Below are 22611 nucleotides of genomic sequence, written 5' to 3'. Positions count from 1 at the left end.
GTTTTCCTGCAACCGGATTGCGTTTAGGACTTGGGCCGCTTGGCGCCGTACTTCGACCGCCCCTGACGGCGCGCCTGCACCCCGGAGGTGTCCAGACTGCCGCGCACGGTGTGGTAGCGCACGCCCGGCAGGTCCTTGACACGGCCGCCGCGAATCAGCACCACCGAGTGTTCCTGCAGGTTATGGCCCTCACCGCCGATGTAGCTGCTGACCTCATAACCGTTGGTTAGACGAACGCGTGCGACCTTGCGCAGCGCCGAGTTCGGCTTCTTCGGCGTAGTGGTGTAGACACGGGTGCACACACCGCGCTTCTGCGGCGAGGCCTCGAGCGCAGGGACATTACTCTTCTCGACCCTGCGCTTACGCGGTTTGCGTACTAACTGATTGATTGTAGACATGAAAAACTCACTCTAATCCGTCTAGCTGCCAGCATGGGGGCGACCGGAAAATAAACGACAGGCCGGCATGGTTGCCCGGCCTGTCGGGAAAGACGCGCAATTTTAGAGAGCTGCCCCCACCCTGTCAAGCACTTGTGGCGCCTGATCCGGGGACGGAGGCAGTAGGGTCAGGAATCCGACTCGCTGGGGGTCTCGGCGGCGGATTCCGCCTCGGTCGAGTCGACGAAGGCGGCCGCGGCGGCCTCTCCGGCCAGGTCGGCGTGACGCAGGCGGCGACGCTCCTCGTGGTGCGCCAGCCCGGTCCCGGCCGGGATCAGCCGGCCCACGATCACGTTCTCCTTCAGCCCGCGCAGCTCGTCGCGCCCGCCACGGGTGGCGGCCTCGGTCAGCACCCGGGTGGTCTCCTGGAAGGAGGCCGCCGAGATGAAGGATTCGGTCGCCAGCGAGGCCTTGGTGATCCCCAGCAGGAGGATGATGTAGGACGCCGGGACCTTGTCCTCGGCCAGCATCTTCTCATTCTCCTCCAGCAGTACGGCCTTCTCGACCTGCTCGCCCTTGAGGAAGCGGGTGTCGCCGGGCTCGATGATCTCGACCTTGCGCATCATCTGGCGGATGATGACCTCGATGTGCTTGTCGTTGATCTTCACGCCCTGCAGCCGATAGACGTCCTGGATCTCCTTGACCACGTAGTTGGCCATCTCCGTCACGCCCAGCAGGCGCAGGATGTCATGCGGATTGGGCTCGCCGTCGACAATGGTCTCGCCCTTCTCCACGTGCTCACCTTCGAACACGGTGACGTGGCGCCACTTGGGAATCAGTTCCTCGTGCGGATCGCCGTCGGCCGGCGTGATGACCAGACGCTGCTTGCCCTTGGTCTCCTTGCCGAAGGTGGCGGTACCGGAGATCTCGGCCAAGATGGCCGGCTCCTTGGGCTTGCGGGCCTCGAACAGGTCGGCCACGCGCGGCAGACCGCCGGTGATGTCGCGGGTCTTGGAGGACTCCTGCGGGATGCGTGCCACCACGTCGCCGACCTCCACCGGGGAGCCGTCCTCCAGCCCCACGATCGCGCCGGCGGGCAGGAAGTAGTGGGCCGGCATGTCGGTACCGGCGATCTTGAGCTCGTCGCCCTTCTCGTCGACCAGCTTGACCATCGGCCGCAGGTCCTTACCGGCCGAGCCACGCTGCTTGGGATCGGAGACGATCAGACTGGACAGGCCGGTGATCTCGTCGGTCTCGCGGTTGACCGTCACGCCCTCGATGAAGTCCGAGAAGCGCACCCGGCCGGCCACCTCGGTGACGATCGGGTGGGTGTGCGGATCCCAGTTGGCCACGATCTGACCGGCCTCGACGGCATCACCGTCATTGACCGACAGCACCGCGCCGTAAGGCAACTTGTAGCGCTCGCGCTCGCGCCCGTTGGCATCGACCACGCCGATCTCGCCGGAGCGGGAGACCGCGACCAGGTTGCTTTCCTTGTTGGTAACCGTCTTGATGTTGTGCAGACGGATGGTACCGGCGGCCTTCACATCGACGTTGTTCACGGTCGCCGAGCGGCTGGCCGCACCGCCGATGTGGAAGGTACGCATGGTCAGCTGGGTGCCCGGCTCGCCGATGGACTGGGCGGCGATCACGCCGACTGCCTCGCCGCTGTTCACGCGGTGACCGCGCGCCAGGTCGCGCCCGTAGCACTGCGAGCACACGCCGTAACGGGATTCGCAGGTGATGGCGGAGCGGACCTTGACCTGGTCCACGCCCATGGCCTCGAGCTTCTCGACCCAGTGCTCGTCGATCAGGGTGCCGGCGGCGATGGCCAGCTCGTCCCTGCCCGGCAGGTAGGCATCCTCGGACACCACCCGGCCCAGCACGCGCTCGCCCAGGGACTCGACCACGTCGCCGCCCTCGACGATCGGCGACATGAGCAGACCGTTGTCGGTCCCGCAGTCGTCCTCGACCACCACCAGATCCTGCGAGACGTCCACCAGACGCCGGGTCAGATAACCGGAGTTGGCGGTCTTGAGCGCGGTATCGGCCAGACCCTTGCGCGCGCCGTGGGTGGAGATGAAGTACTGGATGACGTTCAGACCCTCACGGAAATTGGCCGTGATCGGGGTCTCGATGATGGAACCGTCCGGCTTGGCCATCAGGCCGCGCATGCCTGCCAGCTGGCGGATCTGGGCGGCCGAACCACGGGCGCCGGAATCGGCCATCATGTAGACTGAATTGAACGAGTCCTGGGTCGCCGGGTTGCCGTCGGGGTCGGTGACCGTCTCCTTGCCCAGCTTGCCCATCATGGCCTTGGCGACCTGGTCGTTGGTACGCGACCAGATATCCACCACCTTGTTGTAGCGCTCGCCGTTGGTCACCAGACCCGAGGTGTACTGGGCCTCGATCTCCTTGACCTCTTCCTCGGCCCGGCCAAGGATGTCGTACTTCTCTTCCGGGATGACCATGTCGTCGGCCCCGAAGGACACGCCGGAACGGGTGGCGTAGCGGAAGCCGAGGTACATCAGCTGGTCGGCGAAGATCACCGTCTCCTTCAGACCCACCCGGCGATAGCAGGAGTTGATCAGCTTGGAGATGATCTTCTTGGTCATGTTCTGGTCGACCAGTTCGAACGGCAGACTGCGCGGCACGATCTCGTAGATCAGGGCGCGGCCGACAACGGTGTCGACACGCTTCATCTCGGTCACGATCTCGCCGGCGTCATTGATCCAGCTGTCCTCGATGCGGACCTGGACCCGCGCATGCAGGTCAACCGCGCCGTTGTCATAGGCACGGCGCAGCTCATTGAGATCCGAGAAGGCCATGCCGCGGCCCTTCGCATCCATGCGCTCGCGCGACATGTAGTACAGGCCCAGCACCACGTCCTGCGAGGGCACGATGATGGGTTCGCCGTTGGCCGGCGAGAGGATGTTGTTGGTGGACATCATCAGGGTGCGCGCTTCCAGCTGCGCCTCCAGCGACAGCGGCACGTGCACCGCCATCTGGTCGCCGTCGAAGTCGGCGTTGAAGGCGGCGCAGACCAGCGGATGCAACTGGATCGCCTTGCCCTCGATCAGCACCGGCTCGAAGGCCTGGATGCCCAGGCGGTGCAGGGTCGGGGCGCGGTTGAGCATCACCGGATGTTCGCGGATAACCTCTTCCAGGATGTCCCAGACCTCGGAGCTCTCGCGCTCGACCAGCTTCTTGGCCGCCTTGATGGTGGTGGCCACGCCCTGACGGATCAGCTTGGAGAAGATGAAGGGCTTGAACAGCTCCAGCGCCATGCGCTTGGGCAGGCCGCACTGGTGCAGGCGCAGGGTCGGACCGACCACGATCACGGAACGCCCGGAGTAGTCCACGCGCTTGCCCAGCAGGTTCTGACGGAAGCGGCCCTGCTTGCCCTTGATCATGTCGGCCAGGGATTTCAGCGGGCGCTTGTTGGTGCCGGTGATGGCACGGCCGCGGCGGCCGTTGTCCAGCAGCGCGTCGACCGATTCCTGCAGCATGCGCTTCTCGTTGCGCACGATGATGTCCGGCGCATTGAGCTCCAGCAGCCGGCGCAGGCGGTTGTTGCGGTTGATCACCCGGCGATACAGGTCGTTCAGGTCCGAGGTGGCGAAGCGGCCGCCGTCCAGCGGCACCAGCGGACGCAGCTCCGGCGGCAACACCGGCAGCACCTCCATGACCATCCATTCCTGCTTGTTGCCGGAATCCAGGAATGACTCGATCAGCTTCAGCCGTTTGGCCAGGCGCTTGAGCTTGGTCTCGGAGTTGGTGGCGGCGATCTCATCGCGCAGCCTGGCGGCCTCGGCCTGCATGTCGATGGATTTGAGCAGCTCAAAGACGGCCTCGGCACCCATGCGGGCGTCGAACTCGTCGCCGAATTCCTCGATGGTATCCAGGTAGGCCTCGTCGGACAGCAGCTGGCCGCGTTCCAGCGTGGTCATGCCGGGATCGATCACCACGAAGGCTTCGAAGTACAGCACCCGCTCGATGTCGCGCAGGGTCATGTCCAGCAGCAGGCCGATGCGCGAGGGCAGCGACTTGAGGAACCAGATGTGGGCCACAGGGCTGGCCAGCTCGATATGGCCCATGCGCTCGCGGCGCACCTTGGCCAGGGTGACCTCCACCCCGCACTTCTCGCACACCACACCGCGGTGCTTGAGGCGCTTGTACTTGCCGCACAGGCACTCGTAGTCCTTGACCGGGCCGAAGATCTTGGCGCAGAACAGGCCGTCGCGCTCCGGCTTGAAGGTGCGGTAGTTGATGGTCTCGGGCTTTTTGACCTCACCGTAGGACCAGGACCGGATCATGTCCGGCGACGCCAGGCCGATGCGGATGGCATCAAAGTCGTCCAGATGTCCCTGCGGTTTAACCAGATTCAGTAAGTCTTTCATGGTCTGTTTTGCCTCGTGTCCGGGAACGGCGCCTGCCGTCTCCCAAATAACTTGAGTCCGTTATGCGATCGCGCTTGCGCTCAGTCCTGCTCCAGCTCGAGGTTGATGCCCAGCGAGCGGATCTCCTTGACCAGCACGTTGAAGGATTCGGGCATGCCCGCCTCCATGTGGTGATCGCCGTCCACGATGCTCTTGTACATCTTGGTGCGGCCGTTGACGTCGTCGGACTTGACGGTCAGCATCTCCTGCAGGGTGTAGGCGGCACCGTAGGCCTCCAGGGCCCACACCTCCATCTCGCCGAAGCGCTGGCCGCCGAACTGGGCCTTACGCCCAGCGGCTGCTGGGTTGACCAGGCGTAGGGACCGGGTGGAACGGGCATGCATCTTGTCATCCACCAGGTGGTTGAGCTTGAGCATGTACATATAACCCACGGTCACCGGCCGGTCGAAGGCCTCGCCGGTGCGGCCGTCGTAGGGGGAAGGTCTGACCCGATTCCGGCAGCTCCGCCAGCTTCAGCATGCCCTTGATCTCCTCCTCGTTGGCACGCCTTCGCAACTACGGGGTGGCACATGGGCACGCCGCCGCGCAGGTTGTTGCCGAGCGCGCGACGATCTCGTCGTCGCTGAACTCGTCCAGGTTCTCCTGCTTGCCGCTGGTGTTGTAGATCTTGTCCAGGAAACCGCGCAGCTCCGTGGGCTTGGCCTGCTCATCGAGCATGCTGCCGATCTTCATGCCGAGCCCCTTGGCGGCCCAGCCAAGATGGGTCTCCAAGCACCTGCCCGACGTTCATGCGCGAGGGCACGCCCAGCGGGTTCAGCACGACATCGACCGGGGTGCCGTCGGCGGAATAGGGCATATCCTCCATCGGCACGATGGTGGAGATGACACCCTTGTTACCGTGGCGCCCGGCGACCTTGTCGCCCGGCTGGATGCGGCGCTTGACGGCCAGGTAGACCTTGACCATCTTGAGCACGCCCGGGGCCAGGTCGTCACCGGCCTTGATCTTCATGCGCTTCTCTTCGAGCTTCTGATCGAATTCCTCGCGGATCTGCTTCAGACGCTCGGCAGCCTTCTCCAGCTGCTCGTTGGCCTCGTCGTTCTTGAGCCGGACCTCGAACCACCTGGACTTATCCAGTTCCTCGAGATAGGACTTGGTGATCTTGGTGCCGGGGCTTGAGCTTGTTCGGTCCGCCCTCGGCGGTCTTGCCGACCAGCAGGGCCTCGACCCGGCGGTAGACGTCCTCGTCCATGATGCGCATCTGGTCGGCCAGGTCCTTCTTGACCTGGGCCAGCTGGTCATCCTCGATCTCCAGCGCGCGCTTGTCCTTCTCCACGCCGTCGCGGGTGAAGACCTGCACATCGACCACGGTGCCGTCCATGCCGGAGGGCACGCGCAGCGAGGTATCCTTCACATCGGAGGCCTTCTCGCCGAAGATGGCGCGCAGCAGCTTCTCCTCCGGGGTCAGCTGGGTCTCACCCTTGGGCGTGACCTTGCCGACCAGGATGTCGCCCGGCTTGACCTCGGCGCCGATGTAGACGATGCCGGACTCGTCCAGCTTGGACAGCGCCCCCTCGCCGACATTGGGGATGTCGCCGGAGATCTCCTCCGGCCCCAGCTTGGTGTCGCGGGCGACACAATTGAGTTCCTCGATATGGATGGTGGTGAAGCGGTCTTCCTGCACCACCCGCTCGGAGATGAGGATGGAATCCTCGAAGTTGTAGCCGTTCCAGGGCATGAAGGCGACCAGCAGGTTCTGGCCCAGCGCCAGTTCGCCCATGTCGGTGCTTGGGCCGTCGGCCAGCACGTCGCCTTTCGCGATCACGTCACCCGGATTGACCAGCGGACGCTGGTTGATGCAGGTGTTCTGGTTGGAACGGGTGTACTTGGTCAGGTTGTAGATGTCCACGCCCGGTTCGCCGGCGACGGTCTCGTCGTCGTTGACGCGCACCACCACGCGGGCGGCGTCGACCGAATCGACCACGCCGCCGCGACGGGCGGTCACGGCCACGCCGGAGTCGATGGCCACGGTGCGCTCGATGCCGGTGCCGACCAGCGGCTTCTCGCTGCGCAGGGTCGGAACGGCCTGGCGCTGCATGTTCGATCCCATCAGCGCGCGGTTGGCGTCGTCATGCTCCAGGAACGGCAGCAGGGCGGCGGCAACCGAGACGATCTGGCGCGGCGAGACGTCGATGTAGTCGACCTTGTCCGGGGTGGACAGGGTGAACTCGTTCTGGTGCCGGCAGGAGATCAGGTCGTCGGTGAGCATGCCCTTGTCGTCCATGGCCGCATTGGCCTGGGCGATGACGTACTGCCCTTCCTCGATCGCCGACAGGTATTCGACGTCGTCGGTGACGCGGCCGTCGACCACCTTGCGGTAGGGGGTTTCCAGGAAGCCGTACTTGTTGGTACGGGCGAACACGGCCAGTGAGTTGATCAGGCCGATGTTCGGACCTTCCGGGGTCTCGATCGGGCAGACGCGGCCGTAGTGGGTCGGGTGCACGTCGCGCACCTCGAAGCCGGCACGCTCGCGGGTCAGACCGCCCGGGCCGAGTGCGGACACGCGGCGCTTGTGAGTGACCTCGGACAGCGGGTTGTTCTGGTCCATGAACTGGGACAGCTGGCTGGAACCGAAGAACTCCTTGATCGCGGCGGCCACCGGCTTGGCGTTGATCAGCTCCTGCGGCATCAGGCCCTCGCTCTCGGCCAGCGACAGGCGCTCCTTGACCGCGCGCTCGACCCGCACCAGACCGATGCGGAAGACGTTCTCGGCCATCTCGCCCACGCAGCGGATGCGGCGGTTGCCCAGGTGGTCGATGTCATCGACGAAGCCGTTGCCGTTGCGGATGTCGACCAGGGCCCGCATCACGGCAATGATGTCGGAACTGTCGCCGTGCTGCTCGGCCAGCTTCTTGGACGCCTCATCGGTACGGGTCTTGAAGTAGACGCCGTCGTAGAGCACGCCCGGGCCCTCGACCTCGTCGCGGCCGACCCGGCGGTTGAACTTCATGCGGCCCACCGCGGACAGGTCGTAGCGGTCCTCGGTGAAGAACAGGTTGTTGAACAGGTTCTGGGCCGCTTCCTTGGTCGGCGGCTCGCCCGGACGCATCATGCGGTAGATCTCGACCTGGGCCTCCAGCTCACTGCTGGTCGGGTCGATACGCAGGGTCTCGGAGATGTAGGGACCGCGGTCCAGGTCATTGGTGTACAGGGTCTTGACCTGCTTGATGCCGGCCTCGCGCAGCTTCGCGACCAGCTCCTCGGTGAGCTCGTCGTTGGCATTGGCGATGATCTCGCCGCTGGCCTTGTCCACCACATTGTGTGACAGCACCTTGCCGACCAGGTAGGACTCGGGCACCACCAGGCTCTTCACCCCGGCCTTGTCCAGCTCGCGGATGTGGCGGGCCGTGATGCGGCGCCCTTCCTCGACCAGCACCTCGTTGCCGATCCTGATGTCGAAGATGGCGGTTTCGCCGCGCAGGCGCTCCGGCACCAGATCCAGCTTGATCTCGTTCTTGCCGATGTGGAAGGTGTTGGTATCGAAGAAGATATCCAGGATCTGCTCGACCTCGTAGCCCAGGGCGCGCAGCAGGATGGTCGCCGGCAGCTTGCGGCGGCGGTCGATGCGCACGAACAGGCAGTCCTTGGGGTCGAACTCGAAGTCCAGCCAGGAGCCGCGGTAGGGAATGACCCGCGCGGAATACAGCAGCTTGCCCGAGGAATGGGTCTTGCCCTTGTCGTGATCGAAGAACACGCCCGGCGAGCGGTGCAGCTGGGAGACGATGACGCGCTCGGTGCCGTTGATGACGAAGGTGCCGTTCTCGGTCATCAGGGGCATTTCGCCGAAATAGACTTCCTGCTCCTTGATGTCCTTGATCGGCTTGTTCTCGGCCGAGGACTCCTTGTCATAGATGATCAGGCGCACCAGCGCGCGCAGGGGCGCGGCGTAGGTCATGCCGCGCAGCTGGCACTCCTTGACGTCGAAGGTCGGGGTGCCGAGACGGTAACTGACGTACTCGAGCGCCGCGTTACCGGAGTAGCTCTGGATCGGAAACACCGAGGAGAAGGCCGCGTGCAGACCGCAGTCCTCACGCTGTTCCGAGCCCTGACCGGTCTGCAGAAAGCGGTCGTAGGACTCGATCTGGGTCGCCAGCAGGTACGGAACCTGAAGAATACTGGGTCGCTTGCCGAAATCCTTGCGAATACGTTTCTTATCGGTGAAGCTGTAGCCCATCGGTGTTCCTCTCAATTGCGAAACCGGGTTGCCGGGGCGGGACGCTGCTCAGTCGCGCGGCCGGACAACAGGAAAAGGCCGGCGGCTCGGTGCCACCAGCCCGATTGAATCTTTAACTTCCCTCAGGGCGCGGACCGCACCCTGAGGGTTGTTGTGCCGAACTGCTCGAAATCTTACTTGACCTCGACGCTTGCACCAGCCTCTTCAAGCTGCTTCTTGATGTCTTCAGCCTCATCCTTGGAAGCGCCTTCCTTGATGGTGGAGGGCACGCCCTCGACCATGTCCTTGGCTTCCTTCAGGCCCAGACCGGTGATGCCGCGCACGACCTTGATCACGCCCACCTTGTTGGAACCGAAGCTGCTCATCACCACGTCGAACTCGGTCTGCTCCTCGGCGGCGGCGGCTTCACCCCCACCGGCGGCAGCCGGAGCGGCAGCCACGGCGGCGGCGGCGGAAACACCGAATTTCTCTTCCATCGCCTCGACGAGTTCAACGACTTCCATCACGCTCATGCTGGCGATGGTTTCCAGGATATCTTCTTTCGAAACTGCCATGGTAATCACTCCTGATACTTGTCCACAAGCCCACTGAGGGGCGTCAAAATTTTGAACCGGGTTAGGCCGCCTGTTCCTTCTGATCGCGGATGGCCGCCACCGTACGCACCAGCTTGCCCGGCACCTCGTTGAGGGTGCGGGCCAGCTTCTCGGCCGGGGCCTTCATCAGCATCATCAGGATGGACAGGGCTTCATCGCGAGTCGGCAGCTTGGCCAGACGTTCCAGATCATTGGCCGGCAGCAGCTCGCCGCTGACCGAAACGAACCTGACCTGGAGCTGGTCGTGCTCCTTGGCGAAGTCCTTGATCACGCGGGCGGCAGAGCCGGGATCCTCCTGGGAGAAGGCCAGCATCAGCGGGCCGACCAGGCTGTCTGAGATGCATTCGAACTCGGTGCCCTGAACGGCACGGCGGGCCAGGGTGTTCTTCACGACCCGGACATAGACGCCGCTTTCCCGCGCCTTGCGGCGCAGAGCGGTCATCTGGTCCACGGTCAGGCCGCGGTATTCCGCCGCCACGGCGGAATAGGCGCTTGCGGCCACTTCAGACACCTCGGCAACCACAGTCTTCTTCTGTTCAAGACTCAGTGCCATCAGTTACCTCCTGCGATACAGAGCGAATCTGTATCCGGTTTTGCCAACAGAACAACCCCCTTGGGGGCGTTCCCCGTTACGGTGGCCGAGGACAAGTTCACGAAAAACCGTCTTGGCGACACCGTCTGCGCAGGCTTTCAGAGATTAAGCTCGGGGCTGACCCCTCGCGCCTGCGGTCTTTGACGACAGACCGTTGCCGGACGGGCCAACGGCGTGCCACAAAGTCTGTACCACCCCGCTCAGGATGCGAGCGAGGCCTGATCGACAGCGATGCCCGGGCCCATGGTGGTGGACACGGTCACCTTCTTCATATAAATACCCTTGGCCGCGGCGGGCTTGACCTTGCGCAGGTCGGCCAGCAGTGCCTCCAGGTTGCCCTTCAGGGCGTCGACATCGAAATCCACCTTGCCGATAGTGCAATGGATGATGCCCGCCTTGTCGGTGCGGTAGCGCACCTGTCCGGCCTTGGCGTTCCTGACCGCGGCGGCCACGTCGGTGGCAACGGTGCCGACCTTCGGGTTGGGCATCAGGCCGCGCGGACCCAGGATCTGGCCCAGCTGGCCGACCACACGCATGGCGTCCGGCGTGGCGATGACCACATCGAAATCCAGGTTGCCGCCCTTGATGCTCTCGGCCAGGTCCTCGAAACCGACCACGTCGGCACCGGCTTCCTTCGCGGCATCGACATTGGCGCCCTGGGCGAACACGGCCACGCGCACGCTCTGGCCGGTGCCGTTGGGCAGCACGGTCGAGCCGCGCACCACCTGATCGGACTTGCGCGGGTCGACGCCGAGATTGACCGCGACGTCGACGGATTCCTTGAATTTGGCCCCGGTCAGATCCTTCAGCAGGCCGAAGGCGTCATCGATCGGGTACAGCTTGCCCGGTTCGACCTTCTCACGGATGGCCTTCATACGTTTGGATAGTTTCGCCATGATCAAGCCTCCTCGACGTCCAGACCCATGCTGCGCGCACTGCCGGCGATGATGCGCACGGCAGCGTCCATGTCGGCGGCATTGAGATCCGCCATCTTGGTCTGGGCGATCTCCTCGAGCTGCGCCCGGGTCACCGTGCCCACCTTCTGGGTGTTCGGGGTGGGACTGCCCTTGCCGATACCGGCAGCCTTCTTCAGCAGGATCGCGGCCGGCGGGGTCTTCATGACGAAGGTGAAGCTGCGATCGTTGTAGACGGTGATCACCACCGGGATCGGCAGCCCTTTCTCGACATCCTGGGTCTGGGCGTTGAAGGCCTTGCAGAATTCCATGATGTTCACGCCGTGCTGGCCCAGCGCGGGACCGACCGGCGGCGACGGATTCGCCTCCTGGGCTGCAACCTGCAGCTTGATGTAGGCTTCGACTTTCTTTGCCATTTCGCTTCTCCTGTGGGTGCAAGCGCCTCGTTACGATCGGGACTGTCCCGATATCTCCGGAGGCTCCCCGTTAACCTCGGGCGCCGGAAAACCCGGCGTCCGTACTCAAGCCTTTTCGACCTGGCTGAACTCCAGTTCGACCGGCGTGGAACGGCCGAAGATGAGCACGGCCACACGCAGCCGGCTCTTCTCGTAGTTGACCTCTTCGACCACGCCATTGAAATCGTTGAAGGGGCCGTCGGTGACACGTACCACTTCGCCCACCTCGAACAGCACCTTGGGCCGCGGCTTCTCCACGCCCTCCTGGATCCGGTTCAGGATCTGGTCGGCCTCGCGGTCCGAGATCGGGGCCGGGCGGTCGCTGGTGCCACCGATGAAACCCATCACCTTGGGCACGTCCTTGACCAGGTGCCAGGTCTCGTCGTCCATTTCCATCTGCACCAGCACGTAGCCGGGGAAGAACTTGCGCTCGCTCTTGCGCTTCTGGCCCTCGCGCATCTCCACGACCTCCTCGGTCGGGACCAGGATCTCGCCGAACCTGTCCTGCATGCCGCTACGGGCAACGCGCTCCTGAAGAGAACGCTTGACCTGGTTCTCGAACCCCGAATAGGCGTGTACGACGTACCAACGCTTAGCCATCCTTAAACCGCCCTTTATCCGGTTACCTGACCGATCGCCCAGAACAGGAACTTGTCCAGCAGCCACAGGATCAGGCCCACGATGATGACCATCGCGAACACGATCAGCGCCGTCTGTATGGTCTCCTGCCGGCTCGGCCAGACCACCTTGCGCACTTCCATACGGGCACTGCCGATGAAACCGATCGCCTGGGCGCCTTTGGCGGTCTGCGCGAAAATGAACAGCACCACGCCCACTACCGCCAGCAGTCCCAGCACTCGGAACAGCAGGTTGTAGTCGGCAAAATGGTAAAAGCCGACCACGCCCCCCATCAGGAGTGCGACGGCCAGCCCCATTTTCACGGTATCCAGTTTCGAGCCTTCGGTGTCTACCTTAGCATTCATACCCAGCGGCCAGGTGTACCTGTTTGGGAGCCCGGCATTGTTGCCCGGCCTGAACGGCCGGCGCCTGCCCCAGTTAAGTGGCAGGGCAGGAGGGAATCGAACCCCCAACCTGCGGTTTTGGAGACCGCCGCTCTGCCAATTGAGCTACTGCCCTATAAAAATCAGTTGCCAGGTTCCGGGTGCCAGGTTCCAGGAAGGTCTCTTCCTCGGCCCTGGCACCTCGGCACTGGTCCCTATCATTCAATAACCTTCGACACCACGCCGGCGCCCACGGTACGCCCGCCCTCGCGGATGGCGAAGCGCAGACCCTCTTCCATCGCGATCGGCGCAATCAGCGACACCGTCATCTTCACGTTGTCGCCCGGCATCACCATCTCCACGCCTTCCGGCAGGTCGCACGCACCGGTCACGTCCGTCGTGCGGAAGTAGAACTGCGGACGATAGCCGTTGAAGAACGGCGTGTGACGACCACCCTCGTCCTTGCCCAGCACGTACACCTCGCACTCGAACTTGGTGTGCGGCGTGATCGACTTCGGCACGCACAGCACCTGGCCGCGCTCAACATCGTCACGCTTGGTCCCGCGCAGCAGCACGCCCACGTTGTCGCCCGCCTCGCCCGAATCCAGCAGCTTGCGGAACATCTCCACGCCGGTCACGGTGGTCTTGACCGTGTCGCGAATGCCCACGATCTCGACCTCGTCGCCCACCGTCACCTTGCCGCGCTCGATACGACCGGTCACCACCGTGCCGCGACCCGAAATCGAGAACACGTCCTCGATCGGCATCAGAAACGGCTGGTCCACCGGGCGCTCCGGCACCGGAATATAGGAGTCCAGCGCTTCGAGCAGCTTCTCGATCGACGGCACACCGATGTCCGAGGTGTCACCCTCCAGCGCCTTCAACGCCGAACCGGTGATGATCGGGGTGTCGTCGCCGGGGAAATCGTAGGAGGACAGCAGATCCCGGATCTCCATCTCCACCAGCTCCAGCAGCTCCGGATCGTCGACCTGGTCGGCCTTGTTCATGTACACCACGATCGAGGGCACGCCCACCTGACGCGCCAGCAGGATGTGCTCGCGCGTCTGCGGCATCGGGCCGTCGGCCGCGCTCACCACCAGGATCGCGCCGTCCATCTGCGCCGCACCCGTGATCATGTTCTTCACATAGTCGGCATGCCCGGGGCAGTCCACGTGCGCGTAGTGGCGCGCGTCCGTCTCGTACTCCACGTGGGCGGTGGCAATCGTGATCCCGCGCGCACGCTCTTCCGGGGCATTGTCGATCTGATCATAGGCCCGGAACTCGCCGCCCATCTTCTCGGCACCCACCTTCGTCAGCGCCGCCGTCAGCGTCGTCTTACCATGGTCCACGTGACCTATCGTTCCCACATTCACGTGCGGCTTCGTTCGCTCAAATTTTTCCTTGGACATGGAAGATCTCCCACTTGTTTTCTGCTCGACAAGACGGCCAGGCGTCTACGGGTTACTAATTTAATATGGAGCCCATAACCAGATTTGAACTGGTGACCTCTTCCTTACCAAGGAAGTGCTCTACCGACTGAGCTATATGGGCGTAAAACCAGGCTCTAGTCACTAGGTTCTAGGGCCGAGGCAGGGCGACACCAGTCACCTCTTGCCCGCATCGAAAATCTCTACCGCTACCAACTTGGAGCGGGTGATGGGAATCGAACCCACGTCATCAGCTTGGAAGGCTGAGGTTCTACCGTTGAACTACACCCGCCGAACAAGGGCCGAGGGGCCAGGTTCTAGGGACGAGGCGAGCCCCTGTAAAGCTTTCCCTCCGACCACTGATACGCGGGCGATGCTGTGCGCCTGCGACCGGGGACAGACCAAAAATCTCTCAACCTCGGCCCTAGAGCCTAGCCCCTGCATCTGGTGGAGGGGGGAGGATTCGAACCTCCGAAGGCTGAGCCAGCAGATTTACAGTCTGCCCCCTTTGGCCGCTCGGGAACCCCTCCAAAACGAAGCAGCGTATTTTGGTTAAGTCCCCCGCCAGTGTCAACTCCCGTGCACAATCAAGCGAATAATTTGCCCGGAAAAATCCGTGACCGGCGTCCGGGGCTTTGCTAGCATGCCGCACGCGGCCCGGCGACAGCCGTGCCCCAGCGCGGCCCAGCGCCGGGCGCCCCTGACAAGCGGGGCCGATTTTCCATAAAAATCAAACGCATATTAATCAACACACCAATCTGGGGACAGCATGAAGGTCACGATTTACGGTTCCGGCTATGTCGGCCTGGTCACCGGCGCCTGTCTGGCGGAAGTGGGCAACGAGGTTCTGTGCGTCGATATCGACCCGGGCAAGATCGAACGGCTGCAACGGGGCGAGATCCCCATCTACGAGCCCGGCCTGGACCGGATGGTGACGGAAAACAGCAAGGCCGGGCGGCTGCGCTTCACCCTGGACCCGGCCGAGGGCGTCGCCCACGGCCTGTTCCAGTTCATCGCCGTCGGCACCCCGCCCGACGAGGACGGCTCCGCCGATCTGCAGCACGTGCTGGCGGTGGCCGGGGCCATCGGCGAGCAGCTGCAGGAATACCGCATCGTGATCAACAAGTCGACGGTGCCGGTCGGCACCGCCGACCGGGTGCGCGAGCGCATCGAGCAGGCACTGGCCGAACGGGCGGCCCAGATCGAATTCGACGTGGTCTCCAATCCGGAATTTCTCAAGGAAGGCGCGGCGATCAGCGATTTCATGCGCCCGGACCGGATCGTGGTCGGCACCGACAATCCGCGCACCGCGGAACTGCTGCGGGCCCTCTACGCCCCCTTCAACCGCAACCATGACCGGTTGCTGGCCATGGACATCCGCTCCGCCGAGCTGACCAAATACGCCGCTAACGCCATTCTGGCCACCAAGATCAGTTTCATGAACGAGCTGTCCAACCTGGCCGAGCGGCTGGGAGCGGACATCGAGCAGGTGCGCGTGGGCATCGGCTCGGATCCCCGCATCGGCTATCAGTTCATCTACCCCGGCGCCGGCTATGGCGGCTCCTGTTTTCCCAAGGATGTCAAGGCACTGGAGCGCACGGCGCGCGACTGCGGCTACCAGGCCGAGCTGCTCACCGCGGTGGAGAATGTCAACGAGCGTCAGAAGGCGATCCCGCTCCGCAAGCTCGAACAGCACTTCGGCGAGCTGAAGGGACGCACCATTGCCCTCTGGGGGCTGGCCTTCAAGCCCAACACCGACGACATGCGCGAGGCCTCCAGCCGGGTGCTGATGGAGGCCCTGTGGGCGGCCGGGGCCAGGGTCCGGGCCTACGACCCGGTGGCCATGGAGGAATGCAACCGCATCTACGGCAAGCGCGGGGACCTGATCCTGTGTGAATCGGCCATGGAGGCCGTGCAGGGCGCCGACGCCCTGGTGGTGATCACCGAATGGAAGGAATTCCGCAGCCCGGATTTCTTCGAGATCCGCGAAACCCTGCGCCAGCCGGTGATCGTCGACGGGCGCAACATCTACGACCCGGCCCAGATGGCCGCCCTGGGCTACACCTACTACTCCATCGGCCGGGGGCCGCGCCAGCCGGGCTGAAACTGCCCACGGGTACACCCGCCGTCACATGTGATGGCTGAACTCCCCGAGCTCGATGCCGTCCATCTGCTCGAACAGGGCCTCGCCATCAACGTGCACCAGGCATTCGTGGTCGCCGGCATCGAAGTAGATGTCCGGCTGCTCGGCCAGGTGACTGTCGACCAGGGTACGCAATCCGTAGGCCGGCCCCAGCGCCGGCATGGCGCCCAGTTCGCAGTCCTCGAACAGCGCGGCCAGCTCCGGCTCCTCCGCCATTTCCACGTGGCTGTGCAGATGCGAATCCAGCGCCTGCAGGTCCAGCCGGTGGGTGGCGGGGATGAGCGCCATGATATAGCCCTGATCGTCCTGCAGGATCACCGGCTTGGCCAGACAGTCCCCGGGGATGTGAGCGCTGGCGGCCGTCTCCAGGCTGCTCATGGTGGGCGGATGGGTAAGCACCTCGTAGGGGATCTCGTGCTCGGTCAGGTAACGGCTGACGTGCTGGGCCATGGCCATGGGATGTATCCTCCCTGCAGATCGCTTCCACCTGTAATTATAGTCCGTCGGAGCGCAGGGGGTCGGCCCGCGAGTGAGGCACGATAAGCCCGGCTTATAGATATCGGGTGCGGTAGCGCAGCGGCTCCCGGGACAGACGTTCGATGTCACCCACATACAGCCCATAGCGTCCGCCGGGCTGCTCGCCGAAATACAGCTTCAGCGTCTCGGCCACCACCTGAAAGGCCAATGCGTCCCAGGGCACGCTGTCCCGGTCGAACAGCGCCACCTCCAGGCTTTCCTCCCCGGCACTGAAATCCGGACCCAGCAGCCGGCCGCGGAACAGCATGTAGACCTGGTTGATGTGCGGCAGATTGAACACGGCATAGAGGGCGTCGAGCTCGACCCGGGCCCTGGCCTCCTCCAGGGTCTCGCGCGTGGCCGCCTGCTGGGTGGTCTCGCCCAGCTCCATGAAGCCGGCCGGCAGGGTCCACAGGCCGTGGCGCGGCTCGATGGCGCGCCGACACAGCAGGATGCGGCCCTCCCACTCGGCAATGCAGCCGGCAACGATGTTCGGGTTCTGGTAATGTATGGTGCAGCAGCTGTCGCACACATACCGCGGCCGGTCGTCGCCCTCCGGCACCCGCAGGCTGACCGGGCCGGCGCATTCGCTGCAGAATTTCATTCAGGCCCCCGTGTCAACACATCATGCATCTCGTCATCCTGCTCATCATTGTGCTTGCACTGCTGTTCGGCCCGCAGCTCTGGGTCCAGTGGGTGATGCGCCGCCACAGCGCCGAACGCGACGACTTCCCCGGCACCGGCGGCGAGTTCGCCCAACACCTGCTGCAGCGACTGCAGCTGGATGATGTCGAGGTCGAGTCCACTGAGCGCGGTGATCACTATGATCCGACCAGCCGCACCGTGCGTCTGAGCCCGGACAACTTCAACGGCCGCTCGCTGACCGCCGTGGTGGTCGCCGCGCACGAGGTCGGCCATGCCATCCAGCACGCCGGCAACTATCGCTGGCTCAACCTGCGCCACCGGCTGGTGCCGCTGGCCAACTCCGCCCAGCAGCTGGGCAATGTGCTGTTCCTCGGCATCCCGGTCATCGCGGTGCTGACCCGCGCGCCCACCAGCGGCCTGCTGCTTCTCCTCGGCGCCCTGCTCAGCTTCGGCGCCGCAGCCCTGGTGCACCTGGTTACCCTGCCGGTGGAGTTCGATGCCAGCTTCAACCGTGCCCTGCCACTGCTCAAGGCCGGGCGCTACATCCCCGAGCCCGACCAGCGGGCCGCGCACAACATCCTGCGGGCGGCGGCCATGACCTATGTCGCCGCCTCCTTCGCCAGCCTGCTCAACCTGTGGCGCTGGCTGCGGGTTCTCAGACGCGCCTAGGCCCAGTCCGCCACCAGGCTGATCTTGCCCATGGCCCGCCCCGATTCCAGCAGGGCATGGGCCTGCGCGACCTCGGAGAAGCCGAAACGCTGTTCATGGATCAGCGGCCTGAGTGTACCGGCATCGATCAGTCCGCCGACTTCGCGCAGGATGTTGCCGTGAGCGGCCTTGTCGTAATCGTGCAGCATGTTGATCAGCATGAACACAGTGTGCAGGCTCAGGCTCTTCTGGAAGGCCGGCTTGATGTCCAGAGTGGAGCGCCCGGCGATGGTCACCACCCGGCCCTTCAATGCGGCGGCCTCGATGGACTGGTCCAGCGCCGGCTGGCCCACGGTGTCGAACACCAGGTCGAAGCCGCGTCCGCCGGTGCAGCGCTGGACATACTGACTCACAGTCTCCTGGCGGTAATCGATCACGCACTCCGCGCCCAGCTGCTGCGCCTGTTCGCGCTTGGCCGCCTCGCTGGCGGTGGCCGCCACCCCGCCCCCGCGCCAGCGCGCCAGCTGCACGGCCATATGGCCGACGCCGCCGGTGCCGCCATGCACCAGCACGGCCTCATCCGCCTGCGCCCGCCCCTTCTCGATGATGGCCTCCCAGGCCGTGATGGCTACCAGCGGCACCACCGCGGCCTCCTCCAGCGACAGGCTGGCCGGCTTCGGTGCCAGCAGCTCGGCATCGGCCAGCATGTATTCGGCCAGCGCCCCGGGCCGGCCCTGCAGGCCGCCGGCGCAACCGTAGACCTCGGCCCCGGGGCGGAAGGCGGTCACGCCCGCGCCGACCGCCTCCACCACGCCGGCGACATCGCCGTGCAGCACGGCCGGAAACTCCGGCCCGACCGGCACGTCGCCGCGGCGGATCTTGCAGTCGACCGGATTCACACTGCTCGCCGCCACCCGGATCAGCACCTGACCCGGGCCGGGTTCGGGGCGCGGCAGGTCGGCAGCTTCGAACACCTCGGGACCGCCGAAACGGTTGATGACATAGGCGCGCATCCTCACCTCCATTGTTGCCGCTTAGTAATCGGAATCCAATGCACTAAGCTTAGGGCCTGTTAACACTAATCCAATCGTCTCTGCTGGGGCTGATTTTTCGTCCAGCAAGGCAGAATGAGCGATGTGTAGTTATTCTACATGAGCGAATGATAACGCCGCTGGGCGGAAAATCAGCCCCAGCCCGGCGGGTTGTGCCTGAAAAAGCGCCACTCGTCGTTGCTCGTCGCTTATTTGGAATAACCAAACTACGCTCCTCGCGCCTCGATTGGCGCTTTTTCAGGCACAACAGAGACGATTGGATTAGTGTTAACAGGCCCTAGCCTATAAACCCCGTCAAGCCACCGCTGCAAGCCTGAGGAGGTCATTATGATCGGCAGGAAGAACATCATTTTCGGTTTTCTCTACCTGGTCCTGACCGCCGCCCTGGGCCCCTACATGGTCAGCGAGGTCATCCCCGACGTGGGCGAGGCGGGCGCGACCAAGCAGCAGAGCATGTCCGAGCTGCAACTGATGGCCAGCAGCGGCTTCGAGCAGGATCTGGAACCCATGGACGCCGCTGCCATCGCCCGCAGCAACACCCAGGCGCTGCTGGACCTGAACCGGATGCTGCAGAGCGAGGCGCGGCTCGACGAGATCAAGGGCGGCCCGCACACCCACGGCAACCTCGAGTCCGTGCTCAATATCCTGGCCGGCCTGACCCTGCTGTTTCTCACCGTGCCGGCCTGGTGGAAGCAGGCCATCAGCTGGGCCTTCATCCTGGGCGCGCTGCTGCACTCGGGCATGCTCTACCTGGGCGTGATCTTCGGCCAGGGCTGGGCCCTGCAGGTGCTGAATACCGGCGTCGGCCCGCTGCTGGTGCTGCTCGGACTGCTGCTGGCCGGCGTGGCCGCCGCGGTCGGCCTGCGTCCCGAACCGATCCGCGACGACTGAGGCCCTAGTGGTCCATGCGGGAAGTTCGGTAACGCTCAGAGTCTCGCAAATGGGCCAGGACAAGGCGCACTTCGCAGGGAATGGCGCGCCCTTTCCAAGAAGTGCAACGCTGGATTGGCCCATTTGCGAGGCTCCCTTCGGGCCGGCCCACAAGCCGGTTTGGCTGTGTTGCGCTCACTTGAATTGGCTACGGCCAGTCCTGCGCTCGCGCGCCTTGCCAAACCGGCTTGTGGGCCGGCTGAGCATTACCGAACTTCCCGCATGGACCACTAGAGACCGCTGGCCTCGTCCTCGGCCAGCGCCTGCCGGCGGACCGGACGCAGGCGGTCGCCCCACTGGTAGGCCATCAGCCCGGCCAGGACCACGGCTACGCCCAGCAGCATGCGCGGCTGCAGCGTCTCGCCGTTGAACAGGGCCCCGAGCAGCAGGGCCAGCACCGGTGTGATCAGCGGGATCAGGGCCAGCCGGGTCGCCGGCAGGTGCTTGAGCGCATAGTAGTAGAGCATGAAGCCGAGCACCGAGCCCATCAGCGCCAGATAGCCGATCGACATCAGGGCACGCTCACTCACCCCCATCGGCAGGCCGCCGTCGGCCAGCCCCCAGGTCAGGGCATACAGCGGCGCGGCCACCAGCAGCCCGCCGCCGGTCTGGGACAGGGGATGCAGGCCGGCATCGATGCGCTTGACCCAGACGGCGCTGGCCGAATGCAGCACCACGGCCAGGGTCACGCCGGCGATGCCGTAGACGGCCTGATCGCCGAGGCTGCCGCCGACCTCGAAGATGACTGCCAGTCCGCTCACGCCCAGCAGCATGCCCAGTACCCGCCCGGGGGTGAAGGCACTCTCCTCCAGCCACAGTGCGGCCATCAGCCCGGTGACGATGGGCGCCAGCCCGAACACCACCGAGATCAGGCCCGAGGGGATGAACTGCGCCGCCCAGTACACCGACAGCATGGCGGCATAGATCCCGACTCCGGCGGCCAGGTAGGCAGTCCAGGCCCGGCGGTGGCGCGGCAGGGGGATGCTGAGCGCACCCATCAGCGCCAGGCACAGCAGCGCGCCCAGCAGCATGCGCGCGGTCACGCCGAACAGGAAACCACCGCCCTCGCCGCTCCACTGGATGGCGAGCGGCGTGGTCGACCAGATCAGTATCACCCCGAGATAGGCCGCGGGCACGGACATTTTTCTTCTCCCCAAACGAAAAAGGCCACAGTGTGAGCTGTGGCCTTCGGAACAGTGTTGCTGATATTCAGTACAGATCTAGTACCGGTTCCTCCAGCCAATAGACGCCATGCAGCGCAGCCAGACCGCGTTGCCATGGGCGTTCAGCAGGAAGAAGCGATTCAAAGTCATGCTGGGAAGTCTGCCAGCATTACTGCGCTGGCGTCAACGTTCATTCGTATGGCGGGGTGGCACTGATGCGATGGATGCTGAGATCCGCGCCGGCGTATTCCTCCTCCTGGGTCAGACGCAGCCCGAACATCATGCGAATCAGGCCATAGACCAGAAAGCCGCCGACCAGGGCGATGCCCACGCCTGCCAGGGTGCCGAGCACCTGCACCGCCAGGCTGACCCCGCCCAGACCACCCAGGGCGGTGCTGCCGAAGATGCCGGCGGCGATGCCGCCCCAGGCGCCGCACAGGCCGTGCAGCGGCCAGACCCCGAGCACGTCATCGATCTTCCAGCGGTTCTGGGTCAGGGTGAAGGTCCAGACGAACAGGCCGCCGGCCACCGCACCGGTGGCAAGCGCACCCAGCGGATGCATCAGGTCGGAGCCGGCGCAGATCGCCACCAGCCCGGCCAGCGGCCCGTTATGCACGAAGCCCGGGTCGTTGCGGCCCACGAACAGGGCCGCCAGCACGCCGCCGACCATGGCCATGAGCGAGTTCACCGCCACCAGACCGCTGACCGCTTCGACCGTCTGGGCCGACATCACGTTGAAGCCGAACCAGCCCACCGGTCAGGATCCAGGCCCCCAGGGCCAGGAAGGGGATGCTGGACGGCGGGTGGGCATAGATCTGGCCGTCCCTGCCGTAGCGACCGTGGCGCGGCCCCAGCAGCAGCACCGCGGTCAGCGCCAGCCAGCCCCCCATGGCATGTACCACCACCGAGCCGGCGAAGTCGTGGAAGGTGACGCCGAAGGTCTGCTCCAGCCGGGCCTGCAGGCCGAAGTTGCCGTTCCAGACCATGCCCTCGAACAAGGGATAGATCAACGCCACCAGGGCGAAGGTCGCCGCGAGCTGCGGATAGAAACGGGCCCGCTCGGCGATGCCGCCGGAGATGATGGCGGGAATGGCCGCGGCGAAGGTGAGCAGGAAAAAGAACTTGACCAACTCATAGCCGTTATTGAAGGTCAGCGCCTCGGCGGGATCGAAGAAGCCCATGCCGTAGGCAATGCCGTAACCGAGGAAGAAGTAGGCAATGGTCGACATTGCGAAGTCACTGATGATCTTGACCAGGGCGTTGACCTGGTTCTTCTCCCGCACCGTGCCGACCTCGAGAAAGGCAAAGCCCGCGTGCATGGCCAGCACCATGATGGCGCCCAGCAGAATGAAAAGTACGTCGGTTCCGGCCTGAGATGCTTCCATTGTGTCCTCGCGTGCACTGTCGTTGTTCGAATTGCGCCACAAGGAAGCAGTAATCGTGCCCGTGGAAAAACATCATTGAAAACAGTCTGATGAAAAACACAGAGTGAATGGAGCAGCCATAAATGCACATACCTGGTG

At 64.5% G+C, this 22611-nt stretch carries 16 protein-coding genes, 4 tRNA genes and 2 pseudogenes; 3 read left to right on the top strand and 19 right to left on the bottom strand.

Annotated features, from left to right (window positions below; genetic code table 11):
• Positions 1-23 precede the first annotated feature (23 nt).
• The 14 genes and pseudogenes from rpsL to D6C00_RS11270 form a co-directional block, all read right to left on the bottom strand.
• Entirely contained in the window at positions 24-398 is a 375-nt protein-coding gene (rpsL, locus tag D6C00_RS11335) for a 30S ribosomal protein S12 (protein ID WP_125181813.1), read from the bottom strand.
• Positions 399-565: 167 nt separating this feature from the next.
• On the bottom strand, positions 566-4777 hold the full coding sequence (gene rpoC, locus D6C00_RS11330; protein ID WP_125181812.1) for a DNA-directed RNA polymerase subunit beta': 4212 nt from the start codon (positions 4775-4777) through the stop codon (positions 566-568).
• Between the two features lie 80 nt (positions 4778-4857).
• Positions 4858-9009 (bottom strand): annotated as a pseudogene (rpoB, locus tag D6C00_RS11325) (DNA-directed RNA polymerase subunit beta).
• A 173-nt stretch (positions 9010-9182) separates the two neighbouring features.
• Positions 9183-9563 (bottom strand): 50S ribosomal protein L7/L12, encoded by a 381-nt coding sequence (gene rplL, locus D6C00_RS11320; RefSeq protein WP_125181811.1) that lies wholly within the window; start codon positions 9561-9563, stop codon positions 9183-9185.
• A gap of 61 nt (positions 9564-9624) precedes the next feature.
• A complete protein-coding gene (rplJ, locus tag D6C00_RS11315; RefSeq protein WP_125181810.1) occupies positions 9625-10155 on the bottom strand; it encodes a 50S ribosomal protein L10 in 531 nt (176 codons plus the stop codon).
• Between the two features lie 239 nt (positions 10156-10394).
• On the bottom strand, positions 10395-11090 hold the full coding sequence (rplA, locus tag D6C00_RS11310) for a 50S ribosomal protein L1 (protein ID WP_125181809.1): 696 nt from the start codon (positions 11088-11090) through the stop codon (positions 10395-10397).
• Positions 11091-11092: 2 nt separating this feature from the next.
• Positions 11093-11524, bottom strand: a complete 432-nt coding sequence (gene rplK / locus D6C00_RS11305) for a 50S ribosomal protein L11 (protein ID WP_125181808.1) — start codon at positions 11522-11524, stop codon at positions 11093-11095.
• Positions 11525-11629: 105 nt separating this feature from the next.
• Positions 11630-12163 (bottom strand): transcription termination/antitermination protein NusG, encoded by a 534-nt coding sequence (nusG, locus tag D6C00_RS11300; protein ID WP_125181807.1) that lies wholly within the window; start codon positions 12161-12163, stop codon positions 11630-11632.
• 14 nt (positions 12164-12177) lie between these two features.
• On the bottom strand, positions 12178-12546 hold the full coding sequence (secE, locus tag D6C00_RS11295; protein ID WP_125181806.1) for a preprotein translocase subunit SecE: 369 nt from the start codon (positions 12544-12546) through the stop codon (positions 12178-12180).
• A gap of 78 nt (positions 12547-12624) precedes the next feature.
• A tRNA-Trp gene (locus D6C00_RS11290) sits at positions 12625-12700 on the bottom strand.
• Between the two features lie 82 nt (positions 12701-12782).
• Positions 12783-13973 carry an elongation factor Tu gene (tuf, locus tag D6C00_RS11285; RefSeq protein ID WP_125181805.1) on the bottom strand — a complete coding sequence of 397 codons (1191 nt, stop codon included), beginning with the start codon at positions 13971-13973 and terminating at the stop codon, positions 12783-12785.
• A 66-nt stretch (positions 13974-14039) separates the two neighbouring features.
• Positions 14040-14115, bottom strand: a tRNA-Thr gene (locus D6C00_RS11280).
• Between the two features lie 94 nt (positions 14116-14209).
• Positions 14210-14283 (bottom strand) — tRNA-Gly (locus tag D6C00_RS11275).
• 153 nt (positions 14284-14436) lie between these two features.
• Positions 14437-14521, bottom strand: a tRNA-Tyr gene (locus tag D6C00_RS11270).
• Between the two features lie 239 nt (positions 14522-14760).
• Between D6C00_RS11270 and D6C00_RS11265 the strand changes: the two genes are divergently transcribed.
• Complete coding sequence (locus D6C00_RS11265; protein WP_125181804.1) at positions 14761-16095, top strand: UDP-glucose dehydrogenase family protein; 1335 nt, start codon at positions 14761-14763, stop codon at positions 16093-16095.
• Positions 16096-16119: 24 nt separating this feature from the next.
• Here the strand turns inward: D6C00_RS11265 and D6C00_RS11260 are convergent, their stop codons facing one another.
• Together D6C00_RS11260 and D6C00_RS11255 are read right to left on the bottom strand one after the other, a co-directional pair.
• Positions 16120-16590 (bottom strand): aminoacyl-tRNA deacylase, encoded by a 471-nt coding sequence (locus tag D6C00_RS11260; RefSeq protein WP_158675399.1) that lies wholly within the window; start codon positions 16588-16590, stop codon positions 16120-16122.
• Positions 16591-16684: 94 nt separating this feature from the next.
• Positions 16685-17254: an NUDIX hydrolase gene (locus tag D6C00_RS11255; RefSeq protein WP_125181802.1), complete on the bottom strand. Its 570-nt coding sequence runs from the start codon at positions 17252-17254 to the stop codon at positions 16685-16687.
• Between the two features lie 23 nt (positions 17255-17277).
• On the opposite strand from D6C00_RS11255, the gene D6C00_RS11250 reads away from it, so the two are divergent.
• On the top strand, positions 17278-17964 hold the full coding sequence (locus D6C00_RS11250) for a zinc metallopeptidase (RefSeq protein ID WP_125181801.1): 687 nt from the start codon (positions 17278-17280) through the stop codon (positions 17962-17964).
• Here the strand turns inward: D6C00_RS11250 and D6C00_RS11245 are convergent.
• Entirely contained in the window at positions 17961-18956 is a 996-nt protein-coding gene (locus D6C00_RS11245) for a zinc-dependent alcohol dehydrogenase family protein (protein WP_125181800.1), read from the bottom strand. The two genes, D6C00_RS11250 and D6C00_RS11245, sit on opposite strands and share 4 nt — an antisense overlap.
• A gap of 366 nt (positions 18957-19322) precedes the next feature.
• Here D6C00_RS11245 and D6C00_RS11240 point away from each other — a divergent pair, with 366 nt between their 5' ends.
• On the top strand, positions 19323-19886 hold the full coding sequence (locus D6C00_RS11240; protein WP_125181799.1) for a hypothetical protein: 564 nt from the start codon (positions 19323-19325) through the stop codon (positions 19884-19886).
• Between the two features lie 269 nt (positions 19887-20155).
• Here the strand turns inward: D6C00_RS11240 and D6C00_RS11235 are convergent, their stop codons facing one another.
• Both D6C00_RS11235 and D6C00_RS11230 read right to left on the bottom strand, forming a co-directional pair.
• Positions 20156-21067, bottom strand: a complete 912-nt coding sequence (locus D6C00_RS11235; RefSeq protein WP_125181798.1) for a DMT family transporter — start codon at positions 21065-21067, stop codon at positions 20156-20158.
• Between the two features lie 211 nt (positions 21068-21278).
• Positions 21279-22473: pseudogene (locus D6C00_RS11230) on the bottom strand (ammonium transporter).
• Positions 22474-22611 lie beyond the last annotated feature (138 nt).

Origin of the sequence: Thiohalobacter thiocyanaticus, from assembly GCF_003932505.1 — a bacterium.
Taxonomy (GTDB): domain Bacteria; phylum Pseudomonadota; class Gammaproteobacteria; order Thiohalobacterales; family Thiohalobacteraceae; genus Thiohalobacter; species Thiohalobacter thiocyanaticus.
This window is presented reverse-complemented; position numbering and strand designations above follow the sequence as displayed.

What these genes read in the sequence shown, in the direction of transcription:
- rpsL (WP_125181813.1), bottom strand. Translation starts at nt 398, where the DNA reads ATGTCTACAATCAATCAGTTAGTACGCAAACCGCGTAAGCGCAGGGTC.
- tuf (WP_125181805.1), bottom strand. Translation starts at nt 13,973, where the DNA reads ATGTCCAAGGAAAAATTTGAGCGAACGAAGCCGCACGTGAATGTGGGA.
- rpoC (WP_125181812.1), bottom strand. Translation starts at nt 4,777, where the DNA reads ATGAAAGACTTACTGAATCTGGTTAAACCGCAGGGACATCTGGACGAC.
- D6C00_RS11255 (WP_125181802.1), bottom strand. Translation starts at nt 17,254, where the DNA reads ATGAAATTCTGCAGCGAATGCGCCGGCCCGGTCAGCCTGCGGGTGCCG.
- rplK (WP_125181808.1), bottom strand. Translation starts at nt 11,524, where the DNA reads ATGGCAAAGAAAGTCGAAGCCTACATCAAGCTGCAGGTTGCAGCCCAG.
- secE (WP_125181806.1), bottom strand. Translation starts at nt 12,546, where the DNA reads ATGAATGCTAAGGTAGACACCGAAGGCTCGAAACTGGATACCGTGAAA.
- nusG (WP_125181807.1), bottom strand. Translation starts at nt 12,163, where the DNA reads ATGGCTAAGCGTTGGTACGTCGTACACGCCTATTCGGGGTTCGAGAAC.
- D6C00_RS11250 (WP_125181801.1), top strand. Translation starts at nt 17,278, where the DNA reads ATGCATCTCGTCATCCTGCTCATCATTGTGCTTGCACTGCTGTTCGGC.
- rplJ (WP_125181810.1), bottom strand. Translation starts at nt 10,155, where the DNA reads ATGGCACTGAGTCTTGAACAGAAGAAGACTGTGGTTGCCGAGGTGTCT.
- D6C00_RS11245 (WP_125181800.1), bottom strand. Translation starts at nt 18,956, where the DNA reads ATGCGCGCCTATGTCATCAACCGTTTCGGCGGTCCCGAGGTGTTCGAA.
- D6C00_RS11235 (WP_125181798.1), bottom strand. Translation starts at nt 21,067, where the DNA reads ATGTCCGTGCCCGCGGCCTATCTCGGGGTGATACTGATCTGGTCGACC.
- D6C00_RS11240 (WP_125181799.1), top strand. Translation starts at nt 19,323, where the DNA reads ATGATCGGCAGGAAGAACATCATTTTCGGTTTTCTCTACCTGGTCCTG.
- rplL (WP_125181811.1), bottom strand. Translation starts at nt 9,563, where the DNA reads ATGGCAGTTTCGAAAGAAGATATCCTGGAAACCATCGCCAGCATGAGC.
- D6C00_RS11260 (WP_158675399.1), bottom strand. Translation starts at nt 16,590, where the DNA reads ATGGCCATGGCCCAGCACGTCAGCCGTTACCTGACCGAGCACGAGATC.
- rplA (WP_125181809.1), bottom strand. Translation starts at nt 11,090, where the DNA reads ATGGCGAAACTATCCAAACGTATGAAGGCCATCCGTGAGAAGGTCGAA.
- D6C00_RS11265 (WP_125181804.1), top strand. Translation starts at nt 14,761, where the DNA reads ATGAAGGTCACGATTTACGGTTCCGGCTATGTCGGCCTGGTCACCGGC.